The following is a 20,387-nucleotide window of genomic DNA, read 5'->3' as shown; positions in this document are numbered from 1 at the left end:
CGGATGGGTTTTTGGGACAGAGGATGGGCGAGGGGATGGCCACCCGTACTCCCTGAAATTGCATAACTGAGGAAATGCAGGGGACAACCCGAGCCCGAACGCATCCAGCGATGACCCATCACCTTACGCTTTTCGCTCCACCCGCGAAGCGAATTGCGAAGCCGAAAGCCTCATTATCGTCGGAGAAATGTAAAGCAACAATCTTACCCCCAGGCGCTTCAACCATGGGGATGACAAACTTCGCGTAGGTCCCCGCTACATTCATGTCGCATGAAATCCACTCATCTATTTCTTCAGAAAAGGGTTGGTAATGCTCTCCGAAAAACGCCAGAGGAGCCTTCAGGCGAATTGAAACCCCCTGCTCAGACAAAAGATCACTCGCTTTTTTAAGCATTTCATCGGGCACCGCCTTGAACCTTAGATGTATCACACCGCTAATTTTCATGAGCTTAAGAGAAACGGCCCGACATGCCTGTTCAATCTTCTCCGGAATTGAGACTGGCTGCTGGTTGTCGTGCCTAAAGCCACGCTCATACTGCTGAACTGTAAGCGTAGCCACGCCTAACTGCGCTGCTGCTTGCTTCTGTGTCAGACCAAGCTCCTTCCTCCACACCTTGAACTGTTCCGCATCCATCATCTCTCTAACCCCCTGTCACACCGAAAAACTGCCTCAGCCCGGTTTTGCATGGAATCAACGCGAACGGAACCACCTAGCGGCATCCGAAAAAACTACCAAGTTAGTATTGACACACTCACGCGCGGTCTCTAGGTCGGGGTTGGTTACGGTTGAAGTATCAGTTCCGGGAGCAAAAAAATGAATAAGTCCAACCCTTCTCATGAGTCAGATGATCAGGGATATAAGGCTGACTTTGAGAACGCTGATCACGATAACTCGGCGGGTGGCGACAATATTGGAAGCAGTTCTGATATCGCGAGCACACTTGACGAAACAGTCGCTATTTTCGATGAAATTATTACCGAATTCGATAGAAAGGCGGACAGTTTCGAAGAGAAAAATGTTCGGATGCTGTGCAATATTATGAACCTCGCCAAGAAGGCCGAAGAAAACGAAGGGTTCAGCGACGGCTTGACGAGGGAATTTGGGAAGAAAAAGAGGAAAAATGCTTCGTTTGCGTTGTTCGTCGTCAACGGATTGCATGGTCGTTCCAAGACGAAACCGCCCAGGAGCACGCTCAACGATCTCGCCAAAGAAATTCGTGGAATGCAGTTAGCAGCGGTTCCGCCTGATCCGGCTGAGATGCTTCAGTGGCGGACAAAGCCGGAAACAGTAGGAAAGAGCGCTGTTGAGCTTACGGGCAGGGCCAAAGCATTCGCGCATGCTGAGATGCGACAGCCGAAGGATGCCGCCGCGTTGGCTCGACTAAAGAATGCTACTCAGCAGAAAAGGAAAGACTTCGAGGATTACATTAATTCAAAGATCGAGTTCAACGGTGATGATCTGTCCGCGTGCGAAATTTGGAAAGATGTCAAGGACGGCTACGCATTGCAAATCGTAAGGGTCGAGAAAGGCTCGCCTATCATCATCAACGACGCCATCTTCGACCAAGACAAGGTTCGCGATATTGTTCTCAAGAATCTTGCAATAAAAAAAGCTTCGAAATCTTAAAACGTCCGGAGGCCGGACCTTTCGATAATACCGGCGACTTTGCACGGAGCGCTGAAGCGACTTTAGCGCTCCGCCTGAAGATACGTACTGCGCGAGCGGTCCCGACGCCGGGAGTGAGCAGGAAGATCATGATCTTCCGAACTGCCTTCTGCTCAGCCCAGCCATTCACGATCCGCTCGGGGCGCTTCGGACCGATGCTAGCAACCTTCTTTTGGCGATCTGGATCGGCCTCGATGATCTCGAAGGTCTCTAAGCCGAAGAGGCCCACCCGCCTGCCTGATCGGCATGGGACTCTGGCATTGTTGGGCGTTAACGATTTGGAGTGATTAAGAAAATATGTAGATCGGACAGGTAGGAGTAATGCAATGCGCGTTCTGCTGGTCGAAGACGACGCCTCGGTCGCACAGAGCGTCGAATTGATGCTTAAGTCAGAAAAAATCACCGTCTATACCACTGATCTTGGTGAGGAGGGCATCGATCTCGGCAAGCTGTACGACTACGACATCATTCTTCTCGACCTGACGCTTCCCGACATATCGGGATACGAAGTGCTGCGAACGCTGCGTTCATCAAAAATCAAAACGCCGATTTTGATCTTGTCCGGGATGGGCAGCATCGAGGACAAGGTGAAGGGACTCGGCTTCGGCGCCGACGACTACCTGACGAAGCCGTTCCACAAGGATGAACTGATCGCACGTATTCAGGCCATTGTCCGCCGATCGCAGGGGCACGCTCAATCCGTGATTACTACAGGCGACCTCGTAGTGAACCTCGATCAGAAAATGGTGGAGGTTGCGGGAGCGCGAGTTCACCTAACTGGTAAGGAGTACCAAATGGTAGAACTCCTCTCGCTTCGGAAGGGCTCGACACTGACCAAGGAGATGTTCCTGAACCATCTCTACGGCGGCATGGATGAGCCGGAGGTCAAGATCATTGATGTGTTTATCTGCAAGCTGCGCAGGAAGCTCGCCAACGCGTCAGGCGGAAAGAATTACATTGAGACGGTCTGGGGACGTGGGTACGTTATGCATGACGGCTTCTCAGAGGTGCAAGCACTGACCGCATGAGAAACACCGGGGTTTGGCCGTCATCGGCGCCCCGTTAGCATCCAGCCGAACCTGAAACCGAGCGCAAAGACGATCACTCGAAGCGCGCCCCAGACGAGCAGTCGTCGGCAAAACCACGCGCCAAGCACGAGCATCAGCGTCGTGATCATCGCCGAAGTTCTGTGATCCGTTCAAACGCATCAGCAGCCCTTCTGAACTGCTGCGTTGCGCTTGCCTGACACCCTACCGCTCGGTCTGGATGGAAGTGGGCTAGAAGCGCCCTACGAGCCGCGCTGACGACCACGCCGTGTGCGGTTGGGACAAGCCCCACGGAACGATAGATAGCGGCCTCCTCGTCGTCCTCATGCCCAGCAAGGCGTTCTTCGAGTGTCTTGATTCTTCCCTGAGCGGTCAGGAGATCAACCTCCAAGGCAGCGCCCAACGCATTGGCCGCGTGGAGATCGTAGCAGAGGCGGTCATGCTCTCGGGCCAGATCAGGCCGTTCGGACTCGATCCCGAGAAGGGTTTCGAGGAGCCGGAGGTTGCGCCGCATTCGGACCGCAAGCTCCGCCAACGACGGGCGGACCTGCGCCAGTTGGGCGGGCGAGTAGCGTGAGAAATCGAGGTCGTTGAACTCGATCATCATCGACAGAACACCAGAGCCGCACGCGACTCGCCTGGGGCCACAAACAGCCCGGAAACGGCTGGGAACAGCCCCTTGAGATGACGGCATCGACCGCCATTACGGCCATGGGAATCATGGATGATGGTTGTCCCGTACAATGACGACGCTCCGATCCACCAGGGAATTACGGAGCATGAGCGTCACACAGGATGGAGATCGCGCAAGCGTTTCGGCATCGAACCAAATACTTAGTGGTGGGAATCTGACACCCGGTACTGCCCTGAACGTCCGAGAAGGGTGGTGAGCAGACGATCCAGAGGTATGCTTGACCGATGAAGTATGCGCTCATTCGTATTGCCGACGCCGCAGACTGGCAGGTCTACCATGCCATTCGTCGCTCATCGCTCTGGGAGGAGAGAGGTCTTGGTGGCTACGACGATGCTCGGCCGCAGGAGCGCTTTCATCACCATCATGCGTTGCTGCTGAAGCTGGATGAGGTGGGGATCGGCACTACGCGGCTGGACGACCTGCGGGACGGGACGGGCATCATAAGGCTGGTCGCCATCACTGCATCCCTGAGAAGACAAGGGCACGGTCGTGTGCTCGATATGATGGTCGAAAACTATGCGCGAGAGATCGGGCTCCGCGTGCTGTTCGTGAGTGCGGCTTCAGATGCCGAGGGATTCTACATGGCGACGGGATGGACCCGTGTCACAACGCAGGCACCGGAACTGCTTGGATACGCAGACGAATGCGTGCAGATGACCAAATCTATCGCCCGCTAAAGGTGATTTGCGGAAGTGCGGGGCTCACGTTTCACGAGGCTTCTGCATCTCCACATTCTCGACAGGGCTCCCGCACTCCGTACCTGGATAGCTGCGTACCTCCCGCCACCCCCTATGGGCATAGAAGGCTCGCGCTCTGGTGTTGAAGCTTCGTACCTCCAGCCGCATGATCGCGTGAGCATCTGCGGCCTGTCGCTCTGCTGCGTCGAGCAACCGCGACCCTGCACCACCGTTCCAGTACGCCGGATCAACGTGAAGGTTGGCGATCTGATTGCCCTCAACCTGCATCATTCCGATCAGCACATCGTCACGGACGGCGACGACGAAGGTCCGCCACTCGTTCTCAGCGTGCAACCTCGCGGGATCGAAGGAGGCGAACGCTTGCACGGCCTCGAAGGGGAGTTCGGGAGCCCAGGTAACGAGCCACGACCGCCGCAGGAGGCGCACAAGTGCGGGCACATCCGTCTCTTCAGCAGGACGAAGGATTACGCCTTGAGATGCCACTGCCGCTCCCGTAGCCGCCCCGGTGCCGCGAAGTCTCGCCGGATTACGAAGCTTACTCAAGCGGACACCACAGGTCCGGTTTGGGTGCAGGGTGTGTGAAAACGTCAGCATGTCGCGGCTTTGGAGTACAATCTTCCATGAAAGTTGAAAAAATCACCTGGAATCGCCATGCTAGCGGCCCTAGAGGGTTTTCATAGATGATCCTTCTACTCGCGGCGGCAAGGGGGCGCGTTTTTACACAGCCTCGGTGGAAAGGAGACATCGTCGTGGAATATCTAATCAGACCTGCCCGGCCTGATGATGCAGAGGGAATCAGTAGGGTCGTCGTGACGACCCTATGTGAAACCAACGCAAAGGATTACTCCGAGGAGGTGATCGCACGCGTGAAACAGGGCTTCTCGCCCTCCGCCGTATCAGACCTTCTGGCGCAGAGGCTCGTATTCGTTGCGGTCAACGACGATGTCGTCATCGGAACAGCGAGCCTCGACGGCAGGGTAGTCCGGACCGTTTTCATTGAACCGGGCTGGCAGGCGCGCGGCATCGGCCGAGCATTGATGATCGAAGTCGAACGCGCGGCAATCGAGCGCGGCGTCGTAACCCTGGCCGTCCCCTCGTCCGTCACGGCGGAGCCGTTCTACGCAAAGCTGGGGTTCATTTCAATTCGAGACAGCTTCTACGGAGAGGAGCGCACGATTATCATGGAACGTCCGCTCCTAGCGGTCGAAAATGCGACGCGTGGTGCCCATCCATAAACGTCCGAATAGGATGGAGGTCGTTCGAAAACGCGGACTTGCCATAATCCGGTAGAATAATTTTCTTTCTGATGAGCGTTCTGACTCGTTAAGACGCAGTGTACCGAAACAACCACGACCTGTAATGGACGCTGCCAATAACTTATAGGCTGATACATGAGCACTGACCCGCGAGGTACGTCCTCCAGGATCACCCGGTTAACGGCGGCTGATGCAATTGCCTTCCGCAATCTCCGTCTTAACGGGCTGCGTGAGCATCCCGATGCATTTGGTGCGTCATGGGAGGATGAAGCCGCGCAGTCGGAAGCACAGTTTTCAGACCGTCTTGAAAGTGCTGTGGTTTTTGGTGTTCGATCCGAGGACGGCACGGAGCTTGATGGCATCGTCGGCTTGTATTTTTCCCAAGAAGCGAAGATAAATCACAAGGCCATACTTTGGGGCATGTATGTCAGCGCATGCAAGCGCGGATCAGGTATTGGTTCAGCCTTATTAAATGCGGCGATCTTTCATGCGACGACTGCGGTCGAAGAGGTAAAATTGACCGTGGGCACGTCCAACGCATCAGCCTATCGTCTCTACAACGCCGCTGGTTTTCGCCAATACGGAATTGAGCAGCGCGCCTTGAAGGTCGGTGATCGCTACTATGACGAAGCGTTGATGTCTCTGGTGCTGCCACGGGCCTGAAATGCCTACTGCCACCCAAGGTCATGTAAATGCGTGTGGCGTGGAACATCATTCCATGGTCCAGCGGTATTACTGCGTTTTCACACAGCCTGGGTGGAGAGCGGACCATGCTGGTCGGCGGATCAGAGGTTTGACAGCGTTCGTCCACGGGCGGCTTTGATGACTTTGTGCGCGGGGACGTTGACCCAGGCGTCGCCGTCGATGTCCGCTCCCGCTTCCAGCCAGTCTGCCACGATCCTGTAGCCGAGGGTGTAGCCGAGCCAGCGCGGATACCGCCCCCCGAAGCCGAAGAACCACGCGCGGTGGTCGTGCCCGTTGCCCATGAGCGTCGCGTTGTCCGGGAGGTTGGCCGCGAGCACCTCGTCGGACACGGCGCTTTCCCACGGCTCAGGCGGCGAGTTGAACAGGCGGCTGACGAACTGTCCCGCTAGGCCCTCACTCACGAGGGCCTCACCCAGCGTCCAGCCGTAACCGGCACCAGCCATGCGCATGCAGTGGTGAGCCTCGTGCGCCACGGTTCGGCGCAGGTCCCCATAACGCAGCGCTCGCCCGAAGTTAATGTTGTCGGGATCGATAGTGAGGGAGAACAGGCCAGACCGCATGGCTTGTCCCGTCGTGCCCGTCTCCGGGATCACCGCGCCGGGCAAGCGCTGCACGAGGATGTCCAGCGGCGACACCGGCAGCACGCCCGCTACAGCCTTTCGAGCGATCTCGACCTCCTCGGTGATGACGCTACGCCACGGACCCAAATCGCCGGATGCCTCAAGCCAATGTAGTCGCCACGTCATCCGATACCTCGTCGGGCTTCACATCCCCATCCTGCCGTGGGGGGGGGCAAGAGGGGGCAACTTCGCCTACGGGTGGAAAGTGGCCTTTCCGCCAAACCGCTTCATCGTCATACATTTGATTATGGCAAGCGATCTCCCAGAACTCAGAAGCAGCCGCCTGTTGCTCCGCAGGCCGCTGCAGGAGGATGTGGAAGCGCGCCTCTCGTTGGGGCAGCACAAAGAGATCATCGAGGCTTACGGCGGCTCCTTTGATCCGGCAACATCGTTCACACGAGCCCACGCTGAGGCTGCCATTCGCTTCATCGAAAACCAAGAGCAAGCTTGGGTTATCGATGCCGGGGGATTTATCGGTCACATTCGCCTTCACAGTTTGGCGCTTCAAGATCGGCGGGCCGCACTAGCGATCGGCATTGAGAGCCCCGCGTACCTCGGTAAGGGCTACGGTGGGGAAGCAATCAGGCTCGTGCTGGCCTACGCGTTTGAGGGGGGCCTACACCGCGTCTCGCTACGGGTACTAGCCAGTAACCCTCGCGCTATCATCTGTTACCGCAAGTGTGGGTTCATCGAGGAAGGCCGCGAGCGAGAAGCAGCCTTTGTAGGAGGTGCGTGGCAGGACGACATCATCATGGGGCTTCTCGACCGAGAGTTCGTCTCTCGTTGAGGTCGGCTAAGGGGCGGAACCGGACCCAAGGCATGGGTTCCATCCGTCTGCTTTTGACTACAAGCTCACCAGCACGCCCGAGGTAACCGTCGCTTCCAACGCTCACCCCGGTTCAGCACTGGTTGATGGGAGCGTCGCTCGGGGCGGATGAGACGAAACTCATTGCCGTGGGGTAGAACGGCCGACTCGTCGATCTTGGCCGTCTCTGGCTTAGCAACACAAGCAGCGGCTCCTGGGCCATCTGTGGCCAATTGGAGCACCTCCGATGGGCTCACCACCGGAAGGACAGTTCCCGGAAACCTCGACTTAGGGATCGAACGTACCTTTCGCGTGACCCGAGACACCTCCGCTACTTCTTGCTGCGGCTCCGGCTCATCGAACGTGAACATCGGCGTAATGGCAGGAAGGATGCGTCGGGTCGGTTCGCAAATCGTGGGTTGATGCACCGGGGTAGATATCGCCTCAACCGTTTTCGGAGTTGATGGCGGCACATCATGGAGGTGAACGCCCTGCCAAAGGGTTTTGCCACTGAGATTGCGACCGAATGTGTCGGCCATGGGCGAGGGCGAGGTACGGCTTCGTTTTACTTCGACCACAACGGGCCGCGCGCTCGTGCGCTTCATTCGGTAATTCCAAAGGCAGGTGGGATAACGATTTTCGACGCAAATATGATATAAAGCGTCAATTCGGGAAGTAGATAGTTTTGCGCCACGATGACTACAAGCACCGGTTAACGAAGCCTTGCGGATCAAAAGACGCCGATCGCTCGCTAACGCGGTGAGGCGTGTAGTAGTATCACGCCGCCTCGTGAAACGCACGTTCAAGCTCGGTCACAGCTTCGGGGGCGATGTCATCGAACTCGGCGCCCCATCCTGTGTTGTCCGGCTCCTCAAAATTGTAGACGTCCAGAACCTTGGCCGCGCCGAGAACCCGCTTCCGATCACCAGGGGCATGGTCATAGAGGGCAACCCCGCAAGCTGCGAGTTTTGCACGGACGGCTCGGGCTCTTTCAGGAGCCACACGCCGGTTTTTAGCAGCATACAATCCTTCAAGGACGTAGCCTCGCGTTGTCACGCGCAACTCGCCAATCAGCCCTGGCTCAGGCAACGGTGGTTGATACTCGACGTAGAGGTAGCGGCCAAGGAAAACATCCTCGACTTTCTTCGCGAGACAGTTCGTATATCTCCGGCCTGCATCTACCAGCGCCTTGCCAGTGTCCAGCATTCTGAGAGTGCTGTCCCCGCGCGTATCAAGAGGGCGCGGAAGGACATCAAACTTTTGTGCCCATCGGCGAAAAACCGTTGATCGGTGACCATCCGGCCCGAGGCGAGAGAGCGACTCTCGGATCGCATCGTCGGTTGCTCTGGAGCACCGTTCGCGGACGTAGGCCAGGGCGTGGTTCAGATCATCGACCTGTTTCACCTCGTAAACCTTTGCGACGAAAGCGGGATGGAGAAGCACCGGATCAAGTCTCTGTACGACCTCAATCTGCGCACCAACAAGGCCCCCCGCTATCTGCCCGAGCACCTTCGCGCGTAGTCGGTCTTGCGGATCGGCGGAAGAGAAGAGCCGGTACAGGGCATGGTAGGAATCAGATTTGCTGAGCGGATCGTCGCCGAACCGTTTCAAGGCACCGAGCAGCCCATCTGGCACCGCTCCAAACATCGCCCGGACGAGATCACGAGGTCGTCGGAGCAGGACAACGCTGCGAGCGATGACGGACAAGTCACTGACGCCACGAATATCGGTCCTATCGATGACGTGTCTCAGTCGGCGGGCGATCTCATCGCGTCCAATCACGTCAAAATGCGCCAGGACGAGAAACATCGCCTGCCTTCGTGCTGCGCCAAAAAAGAGCGATGACGCCAGCAGTCCAGGGCATGAGCAATCGAGTTCGATGGCTCGATCGAGCGCCCAGCCGGAGTAAGTCCGGGGCTTCGGTCGAACGACATGGTGGGACATAGCGGCGATGGTCGGTAGCGTCATTGAACGATGCTGCCGCAGATTAAAAATCCAGCAAGCGTTTCTGTGCAGGGTTTCGAGTGCGGAAGCAAACCTGACGTTTATCTACAAGGAAATCGCTTGCAAAGGCTCGAATGCATGCTGTGCTTCCGAGATGAGCGCTGACGCGACAGGCCGAACCAGCATATCGAATGCACGAGTACCAGGACCGACGACAGTCGATCGAGCCACGATCTTTGAGGCTGTCCTCAGACGCCAAGCTCTACGTCGAGAGGCGCATCTACCCCTCCTTGACGTTCGAGCAGAGTATGACCGCGCCGTCAAGCAAGCCCTCTGGACCGCGCACGTCCAGCAGCATCACGAATCCGTCCGTGAGGCCGTTCTAACAGAACTTCGAGAACGATGTGGTCCTCTGTTTGGCCGCAGCATTGGCGGCTTATGGAAGGTTCGTATCCTGACGGCGCGACGACTTCGAGAGACATTTCGCGAAAACCTCTGAATCACGGCCCTGGGCTGACGGGCTGGCGTTTTGTTCCGCTCGCCTTCGCCTCTAGCAGGTGCTTTCAGCCGATTTCCATCACCGCACCTCTCACTGGAGGTGCTCACCGGTCGGTCAATACGACACGCTGCGATCCTCGGTCCATGATCGCCGGGCAACATCGTCATACAAACCCAGAATCGCGCAAGCAAAGCCATTCGAACAGGAATGGGCTGAGGGTGCCAAAGGCGACGACCCGCACGCTGAACACGCCCCATGTTGACCGCGCGTGATCGTCTCCGACTCGATGGGATTCTCCCTTGCCGATGCGAATCGACAACAGTTCGCGAACGTCTCAACAGCTAGAATCTTGGCAGACATTTCGACCGAGGCACGACGATGGATATGAGCACTCCGGCAGAGGTCCGCCGCAAGCCGACCCTCACCCAATCGGAACTCGAACGCCATCTATGGCATGCGGCGGACATCCTGCGGGGCCACGTCGATGCGGGCAAGTTCAAGGACTACATCTTTGCGTTGTTGTTCTACCGACGCCTCTGCGACGTGTGGGACGAGGAGTTTGAGGTCCTGCTGGCCGAGACGGGCGATCGCGAAGAGGCGGCCGAACCCGATGAGCACCGCTTCCATGTGCCGCTTCAGCACCATTGGACGGCGGTTCGAAAGCACTCCACCCAGATCGGCCAGAATCTGAACAACGCCTTCGCGGCCATCGAAGACGCCAATATGCGTCTGCGCGGCGTGTTCGGCGACGTGGACTTCGCAAATCAGGAACGATTCCCCGACGCACGGTTGGAGCGGCTGCTCGCCCACTTCGAAAAGCACCGGTTGCGCCACAGCGACGTGCCGCCCGACATGCTGGGCGACGCCTACATGTATCTGATCGAGCAGTTCGCCGAAGGCGCGGGCAAGAAGGGCGGCGAATTCTACACGCCCCGGCAAGTCGTGAAGTTGATCGTCGCGTGCCTCGATCCCGAGCCGGGGATGTCGATCTACGACCCCACCTGCGGCTCGGGCGGCATGCTGCTGGAAACGGTCGAGCACTTGAAGGCTAACGGCCAGGACCCGCGCAGCGTGGCGCTCTACGGGCAGGAGAAGGAGCTAGACACCTGGGCTATCGCCCAGATCAACTTGTTTCTGCACGACATCGACGACGCCTTCATCGCCAAAGGCGACACCCTCCTCGACCCCAAGCGATACGACCCGCGTGCGCAGGAGTTCACCCCCGGCGTCGGCGCCTATGACCGTGTGATGGCAAACCCGCCTTTCTCGGCAAAAGAGTGGGGTCATGAGGTCTGGACCAACGGCGATCCGTTCGGCCGCGACGTCTATGGCGTGCCGCCCAAGGGCTACGGTGATCTGGCCTTCGTTCAGCACATGATCGCGTCGCTAAAGGATGACGGCATGCTGGGCGTGGTCGTGCCGCACGGGGTGCTGTTTCGGGGTGGCGCCGAGGGCCGCATCCGAGAGGCCATGCTGAAGGCCGACATCATCGAGGCGGTAATCGGACTAGCGCCCAATCTTTTCTACGGCGCGGGCATTCCGGCGGCCATCCTGATCATCTGCAAGGGCAAACCCGTCGAGCGTGAAGGCAAGGTCCTAATCGTCAACGGCGGTGCGACCTTCACGCCGGGGAAGGCGCAGAACTATCTGACCGATGCCAATGTGCGGACGCTGTCCGACGCCTTCCATGGATTCAATGATATCGAAAAGCTGGCCCGCGTTGTGTCGGTCGAAGAAATCGTGGCCAACGGGTCCAACCTAAACATCAGCCGCTACGTCCAGACCGGCGTGGATGCCAAAGCCGCAGATGCAGCTACTGAGATCGCCAAGCTCCAAAGAATAATGATCAAGCGTGATGAAGCAGAGGCGGTGATGCTCGGGCATCTAAAGAGGCTTGGTTATGTTGAGTAACACGCCGAAGGGTTGGCAAAGCAGACCACTGAAGGAATTGGCCAGACACATCTCTCGTGGCGCAGCACCCCGCTACGCCGCAGACGAAACGTCCATTTGGGCTGTCTCTCAGAAGTGTGTTCGCGATGGCACCTTTAATCTTACAAACTGCCGCCCACACGATGGAGCGAAAGCAGTGAAGGATGTCGCCTACCTTCAGGTAGGCGACATATGCATCAACAGCACTGGAACAGGGACGCTCGGTCGCGTCGCGCAGTGGCAGGAGTGCGGCGGACGGTATTTCGCTGACACCCACATCACTATAGTTCGGCCAGACACGACAAAGGCCCTTCCGGCCTTTTTAGTAGCATTCCTCGGAATGCCGTCAACCAAAGCGATTATCAATCGCGACTGTGTTACCGGCAGCACCAACCAAATAGAGTTGAGCAAAACCGCTCTAAGTGAACTGATTATCCCGGTCCCCCCGCTCGACGAACAGCGCCGGATCGCTGAGGTATTGAAGTCAGTAGATGATTGCATTGCTTTATCGGAAGAAGCGCTGGAAGCAACCAGTGCAAAAAAGAACGCTTTACTTGTAGCTATTCTTCACGCTGGATTGTGGCCCATCGTTCAGGTCGGCAGCCTCCTTGCGGACACACCCATCCCAATGCGCAGCGGTCCATTTGGTAGCGCGCTTCTCAAATCGGAACTCACTGAAACTGGAATCCCGCTTTTGGGCATCGACAACGTTCATGCCGAGCGATTCAAGAACGAATACCGGCGCTTCATATCGGAAGAAAAGTACCGAGAACTAGCTCGCTATACCGTCTTCCCCGGCGACGTAATGGTGACAATTATGGGCACAGTTGGACGATGCTGTATGGTGCCAGAAGATATTGGCCGAGCAATCTCATCCAAGCACGTCTGGACCTTAAGCATAGATAAGACGCTGTATTCTTCAGCCCTGCTGGCTTGGCAAATTAACCACGATCCGCGTGTCCTTGAACAATTGCGTGGCGCGGCTCAAGGCGGCATCATGAGCGCAATCAGTTCGGAGACACTTCGAAATCTTCGTGTTCCTCAGCCTCCACAAGAACAAATGCTCGAACTTGAGCAACTGATTGTGTCAGCGAATTCAACCATCTTCCACCTGGAAGAGGGAATTGCCAGCCTTAATCGCTTGAAACAGCTTGTCTCCAGCGACATTCTGTCTGGTCGCGTCAGGGTTCCTGTCGCTAACATCGATGCGCCCGCGCGGCGAGCGATTCAACCGGCTTTCAAGCGTGCGGTCTTCGCAGCAGAAATAGTTCATCAGCTTCACCAAGACGAGCGATTTGGATCGGTGAAGCACGAGAAGATTGTTTACATTTGCGAGCTTCATCTTAGTCTACAAATTGACCTCGACCGGCACGCGTACAAGGAAGCCGCCGGTCCATATGATCCGAGCGCACGTCGGTCGGTTGAGAAAATCTTGCGTCAGCAAAAATGGTATGATTCGACGAAGCAGGACAATCGCGTCGTCTACGCGCCGCTGGAAGCAAGCGGCGGTCACGCACGCTATTTCGATCGGTACTTTGGTGAGCGCCGATCCGAGGTTCAGGAGCTAATTGACCTCCTTCGTCCGTTGAAGACCCAGCAATGCGAGATCGTTGCAACTCTCTATGCGGTCTGGAACGACTTTCTTATCGACGGTCGCCAGCCCAGCGACGACGAGATTGTCGATGGGGTTTTGAATGATTGGACCGATTCGAAGCGGCAGGTCCCTGAGGAGAAGTGGCGAGCCGCCCTCCCGTGGATGCGGGAGAAAAACCTGATCCCAGTCGGTCGGGGTGAGAAGACGCGGGTCCCTGCAAAATGAGCGAGTACCGCCTCGCCGAGCAGCCCGCGCTCGATGCCCTGACGGCCATGGGCTACGCCGCGCTTCAACCCGAGGCGGCTATGGCGATGCGGCAGGAGGCGAACCGCGTCCTGCTCAAGCCGGTCCTGATCGAGGCTCTTCAGGCTCTGAACGCAGGGCTGGGCACCGAAGACGCGGAGGCAATTTACAACGACCTCTCCACCCTCTCGGACAACGAGGAATGGCAGCGGCGCCTGCGTGGCGCCTATTCCCGGCGGCTGAAGGGCGAGGCCAAGGATAGGCCGGTCGCGCTGATCGACTTCAAGCGTCCCGATCGGAACCGTTACCACGTCGTGCGTCAGGTCAGGGTCGAGGCGCAAAGGTCGCGCATCGCCGATATCGTTGTGTTTGTGAACGGCATCCCGCTGGTCGTGATCGAGGCCAAATGCCCGCTGAAGGCTGCGGATCGCTCTGGTCAGGCGTTCGAGCAGATCAAGCAATATGAACGCGACATCCCGCGCCTGTTCTATCCCAACGCCTTCAGCATCGTCACGGACGGCATGGCGACGCTGTATGGCGCGACCGCTGCCCCGTCGAAGTTCTATGCCCCGTGGCCCGATCCGTGGCCTCGCTCCCGCGACGTGTTCGGCGACGACCTGACCAAAGACCTTTGGTGCCTGCTGGAGCCGTCGCGGCTGCTGGACCTGTTGGCGCATTTCATCGTCTTCGAGACCGATCCCGACAGCGGGAGGCGGATCAAGAAGGTCTGCCGCTATCAGCAGTTCCGAGCCGTCAACAAGGCCGTAAACCGGGTCGCCGAGGGGACCAAGAAGAAGGGCCTGATCTGGCACACCCAAGGTTCCGGCAAGAGCCTGACGATGGTGTTCCTCGCGCTAAAGCTGAAGACCCACCTGACGCTTGACGCGCTAAGCCTCCAGAACCCCAACATCCTCGTCCTGACCGACCGGATCGATCTGGACGATCAGATTTCCAAGACATTCGTCGCCTGCGGCCTGCCCAACCCGAAGCAGGCCGCCTCAGTCGGCGAACTGCGCGAAACCGTGGCGCGCGGCGGCTCGGGCCAAATCCTGCTCGCGACCATCTTCAAGTTCCAAGGCTCCAAGGAGCCGATCCCGAACTCGGGAGACTGGATCGTGCTGGTGGACGAGTGCCACCGCACGCAGGAGAAGGACCTCGGCGCTTTCTTGTCCGCGACGCTCCCCGATGCCCGCTTCTTCGGCTTCACCGGCACGCCGATCAAGAAGGCCGACAAGGACACCTATGCCCGCTTCAGCGAGCCGGGCGAGACCTACCTCGACAAATACGGCATCGACGACGCGGTGCAGGACGGCGCCACCGTGCCGATCCTCTATGAGGGCCGGAATACCGAATGGTCGATCAACGAGACCGAAATCGACATCCTGTTCGACCGCTGGTTCGTCGATCTGCCCGACGAAAAGCGCGAAAAACTGAAGCAGAATGGCGTCAGCCTCGCCCTGATCGCCAAGCACCCCGAGCGTATTCGCCTAATTGCCCGCGACATCTGGGAGCACTTTAAGCAGACCTGTCGCCCGGACGGCTTCAAGGCCCAGATCGTCGCCATCGACCGCGAGGCGATCATTCTATACCGCGCTGCCTTGGCCGAGGTGATCGCCGCCGATCTAGCGAAGGACGGACGCGCCGAGGCGGACGCTTCGGCGAAGGCCGAGCGCATGATCGCCTGCGTATTCTCCAAGGCACAAACGGACGGCTCCCCATCCGAAGACCCGGCGATCGACAGCGTGCGTCAGCAGTTGAACGTCCACTTCCTCGACGACGATGGCGAGAAGGCCGCCAAAAAGGCGTTCAAGGGCGGCACCGACGAACCGAGCTTCCTGATCGTCTGCGACAAGCTGCTCACCGGCTTCGACGCACCGAACGAGCACGTCATGTATCTCGACAAGCCGCTGCGCGAGCACGGCCTGCTTCAGGCCATCGCGCGGACGAACCGAACCTGTTCGATCAGGCGACCGGACGGGACGACCATCGGCAAGCCGCATGGTCGGATCGTGGACTACATCGGCGTCACCCAGCACCTCGACGACGCCCTGTCCTCTTATCGTGCCGAAGACGTCCAGAACGCCCTGCGCGATCTCGATCTCCTGCGTCGTGATCTGCGCGAGACCCATGCCCGCTTCAGGCGCCAGAAGCGGCTGATGGGCCTCGACGGCATGGATGAGAAGGCCGCCGCCTACGCCGTCGAGAAGCTGGTCTTCGATGGCCGCGAGGACGACTGGTTCGAGCTTCAGCGGCTCGGCCGCTACTTTGTGCGAACCTACGCAGACCTGTCACCCGATCCGGCGATCCTCGATTTCACCGAAGATTTCAAGTGGACCGCCATCTTCCTCCAACTGGCCCAGCAGACGATCACCAAGGACGAGAGCCTCGATCACCTGACCTACTCTGGCAAGATCAGGCATATGCTGGAAGAGCACGTCCGCGCCACCGGCCTGATCACGACCGTCCGCCTTCGCAACATCACCGATCCGAACTTCAAGGACGATTTTCAAACCGAGGAGAAGTCGGAGGAGGCGCTTCACGAAGCGTTCGTTCGAAAGGCCGCCGAACTGAAGCGCGTGACCCGCGAATTGGTCGATAAGAACCCGGCCCAATATAGTCGTTTCTCCGAGCGGGTGATGGAGATCATCCGCCGCTTCGAGGGAGGGCAGATCGCCGCCGCCGAAGGGCTCAAGGACCTGGAGGACCTGACCGGCGGCATTGAGACAGAGGCGGGTGCCCACGACGAACTTGGCATGGATGAGCGCGCCTTCGCGATCCTTCGGATCATCGAGCCGCACGCGCCGGATGCGAACGGCGTCACGCTCCAAGGGGTCGCCATCGAGGTCGGCGGTCTCTACGCCAGGGCGCAGGCCAGCCAGCCGTCGTGGTTCTTTATGGACGGGTACAAGAGGGAGCTTCGCCGGGAGGTCCGCAAGGTGCTGCGTCTACTCGACCTCGACGACGCCAACGCCGTCCGTGATGAGATCGAAGACTATGCCGTTGACGCCTATGCCGAGGCGCGCTGATGGGCATCGTCCGCATTGGCCAGACCGAGATCACCTATGACCTCCGGCGATCTTCCACCGCCTCGGAACGTCGGATCACGGTCACGCCCGGCCATGTCGAAGTGGTGGCCCTGACGAGCGACGACGAAGCCGAGATCGACGCCTTCCTGACCCGCAAAAGGCAGTGGCTGTTCAATGCACTGCGCGAACTTGAGACCACTACCGCCAAGCGTGCCGTCGTACTCAGGTTTATGACGGGCTCGAAGATTCCCTATCGCGGCCGGATGGCTCGGCTGACGGTGCACCGCCATGGCGGGCCGCACATCGAAATCAGCTACCGCAACGGCTTCCTCGTAGACCTACCGTCCTGGGTGGGTGAAGAGGATCAGGACGCCGTCGTTTCCAGCGAGATCAAGCTATGGCTGAAGCGGCGAGTGCGACGCGACGTACTGGAGATTGCGTCCTCCTATGGCCGCCGATTCGGTCTGAAACCGCGCTCAATTCGGGTTGCTGACATGAAGACCGGCTGGGGCGCTTGTGGTCCGGCCGGTTCGATCCTGATCAACTGGACACTTGTGTTCGCCCCGAAGGCGGTACTGGAATACGTCGTTGTCCACGAGTTGGCTCACCTGTCGGTCCGGTCGCACGGGCCGGACTTCTGGATGTACATGGCGAAGCTGATGCCAGACTTCGCGCGCTCAAAAGGCTGGCTGGATCAGAATCAGGGCAGCATGAATGCTGATCTTTTTACCTCGACGCGGCCTATAATTGACGCAACGTAACCCGCCAAAAAACTTCCCAGATCGCGAGCCCATCCAGATGGCAATTCCCGATTTTCAAACTTTGATGCTGCCGGTTTTGCGAGAGGCAGCAGCAGGCGAGGTAAGAATTGGGGACGTTGTCGAGCGTCTCACGGACAGCTTCCATCTCAACCCCGAGGAGCGCTCGCACCTCCTGCCATCCGGCCGCCAGACCACCTTCGCCAATCGCGTCCATTGGGCCAAGAGCTACCTGGGCAAGGCTGGACTCGTCGAACTCACTCGTAGGGCACACTTCCGGATCACCGCACGTGGGCGCGAGGTCCTGGCTCAGCCGCCCGATCGCATTGACGTCAAGTACCTTACGCGTTTCCCAGAGTTTCAGTCGTTCCGCTCTGCACAGGACGGCCCCGACGAGCAGGTTGAAGGCGCGGCTGGGTCGAACGGCACAACGGCCGACTTTACACCTGACGAGATAATGCGTGCCGCCGGTCGCCAGCTTGAGGCGACACTGGCAAGTGAACTGCTCCAGCGAGTGATGACAGGCACGCCCGCCTTTTTCGAAAGCCTTGTTGTCCGCCTGCTGATCGCAATGGGCTACGGTGGCTCCATCAATGACCTCGACCGTGCACTCGTTGGCAAGTCTGGCGACGGGGGCGTGGATGGCGTGATCGACCAGGACCCCTTGGGGCTCGACCGCATCTACGTTCAGGCGAAGCGTTACGCGGCCGACAACAACGTCGGCGCCTCGGCCATCCGCGATTTCTTCGGCAGCCTTGATCGATTTAAGGCAACGAAGGGGCTTTTCGTGACCACCTCTTCATTCTCTTCCGCAGGGCGAGAGACGGCAGAAATGCTGAGCAAGCGCATCGTGCTTATCGACGGTCAGCAACTTGCTCGCTTGATGATACGGCATAGCGTCGGGTGCCGGGTCGAGGAGACATTGACGATCAAGAAATTAGATGAAGAGTTTTTTGATGGGTGATCATTACGCTTCACTTCTGCCTCTCACAAAACGACTTCACTTTTATTTGAGCCTGAAATATGAAGCCGAACAAAACTCAGCGTACAAAAGCTTTGCTTGGATTAGGGTATTTTCCAAAAGAGCTACCCCCACCCTTCAAGACTAAAGGCATAGCTACAAAGTCTGCGAAGATTGAAGCAAAATTTACTGTAATGGATGCGCTGCTTACAAATCGAGAGCGCGATAGACATCCGCCAAGCTCGCACGCTTCCAAATTTAATATGGCCCGTCGCGGGCATTCGCGAAGAATGCTGCAAATCGTCAACCCCATCAATCAATACTATCTTTGCAGATTCATTTCGGTTCATTGGAACAAAATATTCGAAGCTATAAATGAATCAGACTACTCTATAACAAAAGCTGAGATAGATGTGCACGGCTACCGTGCTGTTCCTCTTCCGCCGATATCATCCTTGGCTGAGACTCGCATTAAAGCATATGCTCCATACAGTCACATACTTGAGACTGACGTTTCTTCATTCTACCATAATATCTACACCCATTCGATTCCATGGGCACTTCATGGCAAAGCTGTCGCCAAGATTCGCAGAAAGCGAGATGATGCTATCTGCTTCGGTAACGAAATTGATTATCTAGTAAGACAATGTCAGGATGGGCAAACTATTGGGTTGCCAGTAGGACCTGATACTTCACGGATAATATCAGAGGTCATACTTGCTTCAGTTGATAAGGAAATCAGGCAAAATACAGCAGAAAAAATAAAATCTGGATATAGATACATCGATGATATGTTTTACTGCTTCGAAGCGCGCTCCGATGCTGAGTCGGCGTTGTCGATCATTCGCGCCGGATTGCGTTCATATGAATTGGGCATAAACCCGCAAAAAACCGCCATAAAATCAGCGTCGGAGTATAACGAAGAAACTTGGCCACATAAGGTCCGTCAATATCGAATATCGGGAAACAGTAAGCGACAAACTAGCGATGTTATTTCATTTTTTTCCTCTGTACTCGATATTGCAATCAGTAATCCGGAGGAAAGCATTGTTATATACGCACTAAAGCTGACAACTCGGATTTTAATCAAAGAAGAAGCATGGCCAACTTATGAAGCATATCTTATTAGGATCGCGAGAGACTATCCAAATTCTTATGATCTAGTTTCAAAATTGATCTGCACCTACGCTGCAATTGGGTATCCAATTTCTGAATCAGTACGAATTTTTATTGAAAACACTATAAAAAATGGCTTTGAACACGAGTATCATTACGAAATTTCGTGGGCTCTGTGGCTTGCGATCAGCTTAAAACTGAAATTGTCCAATTCTACATCAGAAAAATTATCGTTGATAGAAAACTCCGTCTGTAACGTTCTTACTTTGTATGCTCATCAAATCAATTTGATCGAGAGTGATTTTTCAACCAGCTTATGGGCACAAGAAATGTCTACCGGAAATATGTTCGAAGAAAACTGGTTGTTACGTTTCGAATGCGCAGCTGCAGGATGGCTTCAAGGTAACGCTGAGGTTATACTCAATAATAGCCCTTATTTTTTAGTCCTCAAAGATTTGGGAATTAGGTTTTTCGATGAGAATGAGACAAATAGACCGATAAATTTGCCTGGAATAACATGGCGTTTGCTTGCTCGCGCAAAAAAGGAGGGATTAAAAATTCTTCCGGGAAGAATAAAGCCGCCAAGCACTGATGATATGCGTAGCAAAGATTACGCTGAAGAGGTCGGGGGCGATTATGGAGACGTAGAAATTGGCGACCTCAATGATGAATGGGCGGAGAACGACGATGATTTTCCCGACATTTTTCATGATCCTGAGGACTAAGATTGCTCCTCCAGGGAAAAAAGTGCGTGAACGATGCTTTCTTGTATGAACGGCATCCCAGGTTTGACGTGTGCTTCGCTCCCTGTCCCAAAAACCCATCCG

Annotated in this window: 17 protein-coding genes; 12 read left to right on the top strand and 5 right to left on the bottom strand. The window is 56.8% G+C overall.

Annotated elements, in window-relative coordinates:
* Window positions 1–118: 118 nt before the first annotated feature.
* Complete coding sequence (locus MBTS_RS16390; RefSeq protein ID WP_192216038.1) at window positions 119–637, bottom strand: helix-turn-helix domain-containing protein; 519 nt, start codon at window positions 635–637, stop codon at window positions 119–121.
* Between the two features lie 177 nt (window positions 638–814).
* On the opposite strand from MBTS_RS16390, the gene MBTS_RS16385 reads away from it, so the two are divergent.
* On the top strand, window positions 815–1,627 hold the full coding sequence (locus tag MBTS_RS16385) for a hypothetical protein (RefSeq protein WP_192216037.1): 813 nt from the start codon (window positions 815–817) through the stop codon (window positions 1,625–1,627).
* A 365-nt stretch (window positions 1,628–1,992) separates the two neighbouring features.
* Window positions 1,993–2,694, top strand: coding sequence for a response regulator transcription factor CtrA (gene ctrA, locus MBTS_RS16380; RefSeq protein ID WP_192216036.1), 702 nt, complete (start codon window positions 1,993–1,995; stop codon window positions 2,692–2,694).
* A 145-nt stretch (window positions 2,695–2,839) separates the two neighbouring features.
* Here the strand turns inward: ctrA and MBTS_RS16375 are convergent, their stop codons facing one another.
* Window positions 2,840–3,319, bottom strand: coding sequence for a molecular chaperone DnaJ (locus tag MBTS_RS16375; RefSeq protein WP_192216035.1), 480 nt, complete (start codon window positions 3,317–3,319; stop codon window positions 2,840–2,842).
* 311 nt (window positions 3,320–3,630) lie between these two features.
* Here MBTS_RS16375 and MBTS_RS16370 point away from each other — a divergent pair, with 311 nt between their 5' ends.
* A complete protein-coding gene (locus MBTS_RS16370; RefSeq protein WP_192216034.1) occupies window positions 3,631–4,083 on the top strand; it encodes a GNAT family N-acetyltransferase in 453 nt (150 codons plus the stop codon).
* A gap of 24 nt (window positions 4,084–4,107) precedes the next feature.
* On the opposite strand, the gene MBTS_RS16365 is transcribed toward MBTS_RS16370, so the two are convergent.
* Window positions 4,108–4,698, bottom strand: a complete 591-nt coding sequence (locus tag MBTS_RS16365) for a GNAT family N-acetyltransferase (protein WP_244973580.1) — start codon at window positions 4,696–4,698, stop codon at window positions 4,108–4,110.
* 86 nt (window positions 4,699–4,784) lie between these two features.
* On the opposite strand from MBTS_RS16365, the gene MBTS_RS16360 reads away from it, so the two are divergent.
* Both MBTS_RS16360 and MBTS_RS16355 read left to right on the top strand, forming a co-directional pair.
* Window positions 4,785–5,339 carry a GNAT family N-acetyltransferase gene (locus tag MBTS_RS16360; protein WP_210322835.1) on the top strand — a complete coding sequence of 185 codons (555 nt, stop codon included), beginning with the start codon at window positions 4,785–4,787 and terminating at the stop codon, window positions 5,337–5,339.
* 156 nt (window positions 5,340–5,495) lie between these two features.
* Window positions 5,496–6,023: a GNAT family N-acetyltransferase gene (locus MBTS_RS16355; RefSeq protein ID WP_192216032.1), complete on the top strand. Its 528-nt coding sequence runs from the start codon at window positions 5,496–5,498 to the stop codon at window positions 6,021–6,023.
* 122 nt (window positions 6,024–6,145) lie between these two features.
* On the opposite strand, the gene MBTS_RS16350 is transcribed toward MBTS_RS16355, so the two are convergent.
* Window positions 6,146–6,811 carry a DUF2268 domain-containing putative Zn-dependent protease gene (locus MBTS_RS16350; RefSeq protein WP_192216031.1) on the bottom strand — a complete coding sequence of 222 codons (666 nt, stop codon included), beginning with the start codon at window positions 6,809–6,811 and terminating at the stop codon, window positions 6,146–6,148.
* Between the two features lie 79 nt (window positions 6,812–6,890).
* On the opposite strand from MBTS_RS16350, the gene MBTS_RS16345 reads away from it, so the two are divergent.
* Complete coding sequence (locus MBTS_RS16345) at window positions 6,891–7,472, top strand: GNAT family N-acetyltransferase (protein WP_238254261.1); 582 nt, start codon at window positions 6,891–6,893, stop codon at window positions 7,470–7,472.
* A gap of 795 nt (window positions 7,473–8,267) precedes the next feature.
* On the opposite strand, the gene MBTS_RS16340 is transcribed toward MBTS_RS16345, so the two are convergent.
* Window positions 8,268–9,299 (bottom strand): hypothetical protein, encoded by a 1,032-nt coding sequence (locus tag MBTS_RS16340; RefSeq protein ID WP_238254262.1) that lies wholly within the window; start codon window positions 9,297–9,299, stop codon window positions 8,268–8,270.
* A gap of 1,012 nt (window positions 9,300–10,311) precedes the next feature.
* Here MBTS_RS16340 and MBTS_RS16335 point away from each other — a divergent pair.
* From MBTS_RS16335 to MBTS_RS16310, 6 genes are read left to right on the top strand one after another with little or no spacing between them, the layout of a single operon-like run.
* A complete protein-coding gene (locus tag MBTS_RS16335) occupies window positions 10,312–11,844 on the top strand; it encodes a type I restriction-modification system subunit M (RefSeq protein WP_238254264.1) in 1,533 nt (510 codons plus the stop codon).
* Complete coding sequence (locus MBTS_RS16330; RefSeq protein WP_192216029.1) at window positions 11,834–13,681, top strand: restriction endonuclease subunit S; 1,848 nt, start codon at window positions 11,834–11,836, stop codon at window positions 13,679–13,681. Before MBTS_RS16335 ends, MBTS_RS16330 begins: the two co-directional genes overlap by 11 nt.
* Complete coding sequence (locus MBTS_RS16325; protein ID WP_192216028.1) at window positions 13,678–16,725, top strand: type I restriction endonuclease subunit R; 3,048 nt, start codon at window positions 13,678–13,680, stop codon at window positions 16,723–16,725. Before MBTS_RS16330 ends, MBTS_RS16325 begins: the two co-directional genes overlap by 4 nt.
* Window positions 16,725–17,486 (top strand): M48 family metallopeptidase, encoded by a 762-nt coding sequence (locus MBTS_RS16320; RefSeq protein ID WP_192216027.1) that lies wholly within the window; start codon window positions 16,725–16,727, stop codon window positions 17,484–17,486. The genes MBTS_RS16325 and MBTS_RS16320 overlap by 1 nt, the downstream gene beginning before the upstream one ends.
* Window positions 17,487–17,523: 37 nt before the next feature.
* Window positions 17,524–18,447, top strand: coding sequence for a restriction endonuclease (locus MBTS_RS16315; protein ID WP_192216026.1), 924 nt, complete (start codon window positions 17,524–17,526; stop codon window positions 18,445–18,447).
* Between the two features lie 59 nt (window positions 18,448–18,506).
* The gene (locus tag MBTS_RS16310; RefSeq protein ID WP_192216025.1) at window positions 18,507–20,285 is read left to right on the top strand and encodes an RNA-directed DNA polymerase; all 1,779 of its coding nucleotides are present in this window, start codon (window positions 18,507–18,509) and stop codon (window positions 20,283–20,285) included.
* Window positions 20,286–20,387 lie beyond the last annotated feature (102 nt).

The organism is Methylobacterium bullatum (assembly GCF_014845095.1).
Lineage (GTDB): Bacteria > Pseudomonadota > Alphaproteobacteria > Rhizobiales > Beijerinckiaceae > Methylobacterium > Methylobacterium bullatum.
This window is presented reverse-complemented; position numbering and strand designations above follow the sequence as displayed.